Origin of the sequence: Rahnella sp. PAMC25617, from assembly GCF_050606005.1 — a bacterium.
Classification (GTDB): Bacteria; Pseudomonadota; Gammaproteobacteria; order Enterobacterales; family Enterobacteriaceae; genus Rahnella; species Rahnella variigena.
Genome location: NZ_JBOCUM010000014.1, coordinates 362183 through 368576, shown reverse-complemented (window position 1 = coordinate 368576; position 6394 = coordinate 362183). Strand labels below are relative to the sequence as shown.

The window sequence follows — 6394 nt, the reverse complement described above, 5'->3', positions numbered from 1 at the left end:
CTCCGTTCAGCTGAATTTTGAGCACGCCAGTCAACTTTTCTAAAAGATGAAAAACAATCTGCCTTTGAATTTAAGATCGTGCGGGCGATTCAGAAAGCTTGCTGAACGGAGCGGCCTGGAGACCAAAGGCTCCAGGACCGAGAGAAGGAACCGCAAAGCGGCAAGATTTCCAGCCTGTCGCCGCGGCAACTGAAACATAGCCAGCGAGCGGAGCGCGCAGTGAAAGAGCCGGAGATTCCTAAGAGGCGCGGCGATAGGCGCCTCTTAGGGCCAGTTTGGGTGGCAACCCAAGGTCTTGACGTTGAGGCCAGTTTGGGTGGCAACCCAAGGTGTTGTCGGTGTGGGCTGCGAGCCCACGACCTTGAATCCGATTTTAAATTCCAGAGCGCCTCAGGTCGCTCACCTGCAAAACCTGATATCCGAAGAAGGGCGCACTTGCTGCGCCCTGGATTAACCCGCTATTCAGAGGTAGCCGCTCTTTTGTATGCAGGCCTTAACGGCCTATCAACAAACTCCATTGTGACTGGATTAAAGTAACGACTAGGCCAAATCGTGGAGGGAGGAACTCCAATTGCCTGACCGATCAGCAATTCGCCTTTTGGCCACGGGCGGGACAAGGCATTTGACAAAGTGGATGAACCCAACCCTGCCGCGCGTGATACTGCGGCCAAAGTGGTACCTTTTTTGCGCAGTGCCGCAATGATGTCGGCAGGATGCCAGTCCTGAAAAGGAAAAGATATTTTGGGTGGATAGTTTGTGGTCATTTCGCAGTTTCCGTTGCAAAGCGATGAGATAGCTATCACAAGAGGTGCAAATCTCTGGGGGGTGATAGCTCAGACGGAGTTTGCACTACCGGGCACAACGGATGCCGGCCAGTCCGGAGACTGCCCCCTCTGAGCCACCATTGAGACGTGCATATTACACGAAAGCGTAATATGCAACAGGTGTGCAAAGGCCTCGACATATAACGTAAAGTATATATATCGACGTTGTGACATCCGGGGTGCAAATCCCGGCCACGGATTTTGCCGTAGCAAATCCACTATAGCGTAAATAGGTAGCGTAAACCAAGCGGATAAAAACGGGCATAAATGTTGATTTAATTAGGGTTTTTAGCTGTTCAGCTAATAGCAAAAAAAGCCTCCCGCATCAGGGGAGGCTGTATCCATTGCTATCAGCGGGTTGGATGATTTACTTCTACCGCACGCAAATCAAACAATAATACTTCTGCCTGATCTCCGTCGGTAAAGGTCAGTTTATCTTCCTGACGAACCCGCGCACCGTCACCGGTTCTGAACTCAATACCGTTCACTTTAATGCTACCGCGAGCCACATGGATGTAGGCATAACGGTTCGGGTCAAGATTAACTGTCGCCTGTTCCGCGCCATCGAAGAAACCGGCGTAAATCTTCATATCCTGACGAACGGTCAGCGAGCCTGAGTCACCTTTTGGCGAAACGATCAGGCGGAACTGACCACGTTTGTCCGCTTCAGGCACAGACACCTGCTGATAACCTGGTTCGGTGCCGTTTTCCGCTGGCACAATCCAGATTTGCAGGAAATGCACGCTGTCGTCGCCGGAATGGTTGAACTCACTGTGCGTCACGCCGGAGCCTGCGCTCATCAGCTGTACATCTCCCGGGACGATCACTGAGCCGGTACCCATTGAATCTTTATGCGCCAGTGCGCCTTCCAGCACGTAAGAAATGATTTCCATGTTGCTGTGCGGATGTGCGCCAAAGCCGCGTCCGGCTGCGACCTGATCATCGTTGATGACCAGCAGGTCTGAGAAACCGACCTGTTTTGGATCCCAGTAGCTGGCGAAAGAGAAGGTGTGACGGGAATGCAACCAGCCGTGGTCACCTAAGCCGCGTTGTTCAGAGAGACGTTGTTCGATCATGGTGTACTCCTCAGTGTGTCAGGGAGGAAGTGCGTTTGCGCTTCCGATGAACAGAGAATACACGTAAACTAATTTGCTCAACAATGCGGTGGTTTGACTATCACTGTCACGTTTCAGTTGACAATAATGCGGCGTGCAAAAGAGAGGGAGAAGTGATGCAGATAGAAGATCTTCGTATTTTCGTCGCGGTGATAAAAGCCGGAAGTTTCACTGCCGCTGCCGAACAGCTGTTGTTGTCGAAACAGTACGTCAGCCGCCGCATGGCCGCACTGGAAGCGGGGCTGAATGCCCGTCTGCTTAACCGCAATACCCGCAAACTGTCGGTGACCGAATCCGGTCAGTTGTTTGCCGGACACGCACAGCGCATCCTCGACGATATAGCAGAAGCAGAACGGGCGGTGTCGCAAAAGCGCCAGGTGTTGCAGGGTTCTTACCGCCTGAGTATTCCGATGTCATTTGGTATCAGCCATCTTTCACCGCTGATTGCTGAATTTCTGGGGCAGCATCCGGCCATTCAGTTTCAGGTGGATCTGGTGGACCGGTATGTCGATCTGGTCGGTGAAGGCTTTGATATTGCGCTGCGTATCGGCAATCTGGCCGATTCTTCGCTGGTGGCACGCCGTCTAGGTGAGCTGAAACGGGTGATATGTTGCAGCCCGCAGTATCTGGAACGCATGGGGACGCCGCAAACGCCGGAAGACCTGCTGCAACATCAGTGTCTGCGTTATGGCCGTGAAGGGCAGACGGGCTGGGAGCTGGATCATAACGGCAAGCGCCGGTTATTCGAGGTGCGGGGGCCAATTGTCAGCAACAACGGTGAAGTGCTGCGCGATGCAGCCGTGGCCGGACTCGGGCTGGTGTTATTGCCAGAATTCATCGTCGGACCGGCGTTGCAGTATGGCGCACTGGTGCGGGTGCTGGACGATTTCCACCCCGGCGCGCTGGATCTGCATGCCATTTATCCGCAGCACCGCCAGCGCAGCGAAGTCACCCGCGTGTTTCTGGACTTTTTACAGGAGCGGCTTAAAGCGCAGCGCGTCTCTGCGGCATGATTTGCCTGATAAAGACCGCCCGGAACGAAAACCCTGCTCAGGCAAGTTGGCAGGATCAGGCAAGAAATAAAGAGAACTGTGGCTTGCTGCTGCGGGCTTTAAATCTATAGTAAATGGGTCATTAACATTTCAGGAGCTGACTGATGAAAACTGTTGGATTTGCGGCCTACGATCCTAAAAAACCGCTTGCCCCGTTCGCCTTTGAGCGTCGCGGCCTGCGTGATAACGATGTGGCAATGGAAATTCTGTACTGCGGTGTCTGCCATTCAGATTTGCATACGGCGAGAAATGACTGGGGCTGGAGCTATTATCCGATTGTTCCCGGCCATGAAATTGTCGGACGCGTAACGCAGACTGGCAGCCAGGTCAGCCGGTACAAGATTGGCGATCATGTCGCGGTTGGTTGCATGGTGGACAGCTGTCAGGAATGCGATCAGTGTAAAAAAGGCGAAGAACAGCTGTGTCGTGAAGGGAATACCGGGACGTACGCCGGTTATGACCGTTTCACCAAAGAGCCGACACAGGGCGGATATTCCAAGCATTTAGTGGTGCGCGAAGAGTTCTGCCTGCGTATGCCGGAGGGGTTAGATCTCTCCAAAGCTGCGCCATTGCTGTGTGCCGGGATCACCACCTGGTCGCCGCTCAAAACCTGGAACGTCAAACCGGGCAGCCGTGTGGGCGTGATTGGTCTGGGCGGTCTGGGTCATATGGCGGTGAAACTGGCGGTCGGTCTGGGTGCGGATGTCACCGTGGTCAGCCGTTCGAATGCCAAAGAAGCCGACGCACTGGCCCTGGGTGCTAACCGTCTGCTGGTCAGCGCGGACAGCGACGCCATGGCGCAGGCACACGATCATTTCGATTTAATCATCGATACCGTGCCGGTAAAACATGACGTCACGCCGTACCTGCCGTTGCTGGATGTGGATGGCACGCTGGTGCTGGTCGGGCAGGTCGGACCGATGGACGAGTTCAACACCGTTCCGCTGCTTTTAGGTCGTCGTCGCGTGGCCGGTTCGCCAATCGGCGGGATCCGCGAAACTCAGGAAATGCTCGATTTCTGCGCTGAGAAAAACATTCTGCCGGATTGTGAAATGATCCGTATGGATGAAATCAACGAAGCGTTCGAGCGCATGGAAAAAGCGGACGTGCGTTATCGTTTCGTGATTGATATGGCTTCTCTGGATGCCCCTGCGACAGTCTGATCAGCAGGATCACTGAGCAGTAACAGAAACAACATTGGCTCCTGAATAAGGAGCCATTTTTTTATGCAGAAACGGGCAGCGATCCGCGTCTTTTCAGCGGCACGGTGATGAAAATCAGGCACAGCACCACCAGTCCGATACCCGTCCAGCCCAGCGCAGGCAATCTTTCGCCGACAATCAGCACCGCCAGTACTGCCGCCACAACCGGTTCCAGCAGGGTGATGGTGGTCGCCATACTCGCCGGGATCCGCGCCAGCGCATAGCCGAAACAGACGTACCCTACGAACATCGGGATCAGCGCCATGTAAACGCCGACCGCTGCATTATTCCACGACGCCAGCAGCGGGCCGCCGGTGATAAACAGCACCGGCATCAGGAACAGGCCGCCAAGTCCGAAAGTGGCGCCCATCGCGGCGCGGGAGCTTATTCCCCGCTGCATGAGATGGCGTGCCGCCCAGGAATAGAGTGCGTAAGTCAGACCGGCAAGCAGCCCGAGCCCGATCCCGGCAATGACGCCGGAACCCTGACCGGTTGCCGCATGACCGGCACTTTCGGCCACGCACAGTAAAATCATGCCCGCCACGCCGATGGCAGCGCCGGTCATCCAGCGGCGTGAAAGACGTTGCCCGTCGAGCGAATACTCAATCAGCGCCGACAACAGCGGGGCGGAACCGATAGAAATCACCGTACCCACCGTGACACCGGCCAGATGCATAGAGGCGTAAAATGCCAGCGGATAAATACCCACCGCCAGTGCGCCGGTCAGTAACATGCGCCAGTTCTGGCGAAACCGGTGGCGGGTGGCAATTATGCCTTTGGCGGAAATCAGCGCCTGCAATAATCCGCCCAGCCCCATCGCCACCGCACCGATCGCCAGCGGGCTGACGTCTGGCGCAAAGGTCGCGGCGGTTCCGGTCGACCCCCATAAAACGGATGCGAACAAAACGGCGAGGATCCCCAGCATGCGTTCCCTGCGGGCGACGATCATGACGCCTCCATCATTTCAGCGGCCATTGCCATTGCCTGACGCACGCACCGGCCATTGCCTTCCAGTCCGGCACGGGAGATCGCGCCTTCCAGCAGAAACGAAAAATGACGCGCCATCAGTTGCGCTCTGGCTTCATCAGCCGGGAACAGTTCGCAAAGATGCGCGGTCACGATCGCTTCCACCTGTTCTTTGTGTCCGCGTACGGCAACGCGTCCTGGCGCACCGGCGGGGAGTTCAGCCGCGGCGTTCAGCAATCCGCAGCCCCTGAATCCGCGTTCGTAAGAAAACTCCGCGTGATCGTCGTAAGCCTGAAAAACGGCCAGCACTTTCTCTTTCGGCGTGACCGCGTTTTTCAGTCTGCTGGCGTAAAGCTGTAACCATTCGTCGTGGCGGATTTCAATGTACGTTGCCACCAGTTCGGCCTTGGATTCGAAATTGTTGTAGAGGCTTTTTTTCGCCACTCCGGCTCTTTTGATAATGGCGTCGATACCGGTGGCGGCGATGCCGTCGTTATAAAACAGTACGCGTGCTGCGCCCAGAAGGCGGTCGCGGGCGCTTTGCGGTGAAGAGTCTGATGCGGACATAGGCTTTCTCGTCACAATGAATTTGCGGTAGGTATACCAGTCTACCTACTTGTTGTAAAGTCAGTGAATGATAAGAGAAAGTGACGATTTTGCCCGTGCCTTTATTGTGGGAAAGGGACATAATCCGGCAAAAGCCGTGGAGAGACAGCAGGTTGGACTCATCCGGCGGGCAGCATTGTCGTTAACTTTCGGAGAGAAAAATGATTCATGAATGGCTGAACACCTTACATCTTATTGCAGGCATGTTATGGACTGGCGGGTTGCTGGCGCTGGCATTGGTCAGCGTGGTGTTTCGCAGTGCGGGAACCGGCGCAAACGACGGGCTGCGGGCGCTGGCCGTCACCGTGCAAACATGGAACCGCTGTATTACCAGTCCGGCGATGATCCTGCTGTGGGTGGCGGGGATCTGGATGATTGTCAGTCACGGCAAGTTCCCGCACGCCTGGTTGCTGATCAAAATGGTGGTGGTGCTGGTGCTTTCCGCGCTGCACGGTCTGCTTTCCGGCAACTTACGTCGTCTCGCCAGCGGTCAGCCCGCTAAAGATTTTGCGCTGGTGCGCAAAGCCGGAACCGTGATTGTCATTGGCGTCATCATCATCGGCATTATGGCCATCATCCGGCCTTTCTAAGATTCTGATTTTAAAAAGTCAGGCAGATGGCAGAGCAGG

7 protein-coding genes are annotated in these 6394 nt (G+C 55.4%); 3 read left to right on the top strand and 4 right to left on the bottom strand.

Features of this window, described 5'->3' with window-relative positions; genetic code table 11:
* Positions 1-458: 458 nt before the first annotated feature.
* Entirely contained in the window at positions 459-764 is a 306-nt protein-coding gene (locus tag ACM615_RS18840) for a helix-turn-helix domain-containing protein (RefSeq protein ID WP_112288767.1), read from the bottom strand.
* 410 nt (positions 765-1174) lie between these two features.
* On the bottom strand, positions 1175-1900 hold the full coding sequence (locus ACM615_RS18835) for a pirin family protein (protein ID WP_129639955.1): 726 nt from the start codon (positions 1898-1900) through the stop codon (positions 1175-1177).
* 155 nt (positions 1901-2055) lie between these two features.
* Between ACM615_RS18835 and ACM615_RS18830 the strand changes: the two genes are divergently transcribed.
* Both ACM615_RS18830 and ACM615_RS18825 read left to right on the top strand, forming a co-directional pair.
* On the top strand, positions 2056-2952 hold the full coding sequence (locus tag ACM615_RS18830; protein ID WP_112288764.1) for a LysR family transcriptional regulator: 897 nt from the start codon (positions 2056-2058) through the stop codon (positions 2950-2952).
* Positions 2953-3095: 143 nt separating this feature from the next.
* Positions 3096-4154: an NAD(P)-dependent alcohol dehydrogenase gene (locus tag ACM615_RS18825; protein ID WP_129639956.1), complete on the top strand. Its 1059-nt coding sequence runs from the start codon at positions 3096-3098 to the stop codon at positions 4152-4154.
* Between the two features lie 61 nt (positions 4155-4215).
* Here the strand turns inward: ACM615_RS18825 and ACM615_RS18820 are convergent, their stop codons facing one another.
* Entirely contained in the window at positions 4216-5142 is a 927-nt protein-coding gene (locus tag ACM615_RS18820) for a DMT family transporter (protein ID WP_431012332.1), read from the bottom strand.
* The gene (locus ACM615_RS18815; protein ID WP_132966150.1) at positions 5139-5726 is read right to left on the bottom strand and encodes a TetR/AcrR family transcriptional regulator; all 588 of its coding nucleotides are present in this window, start codon (positions 5724-5726) and stop codon (positions 5139-5141) included. Before ACM615_RS18815 ends, ACM615_RS18820 begins: the two co-directional genes overlap by 4 nt.
* Positions 5727-5926: 200 nt before the next feature.
* Here ACM615_RS18815 and ACM615_RS18810 point away from each other — a divergent pair, with 200 nt between their 5' ends.
* On the top strand, positions 5927-6355 hold the full coding sequence (locus tag ACM615_RS18810) for a CopD family protein (RefSeq protein WP_431012331.1): 429 nt from the start codon (positions 5927-5929) through the stop codon (positions 6353-6355).
* Positions 6356-6394: the final 39 nt, after the last annotated feature.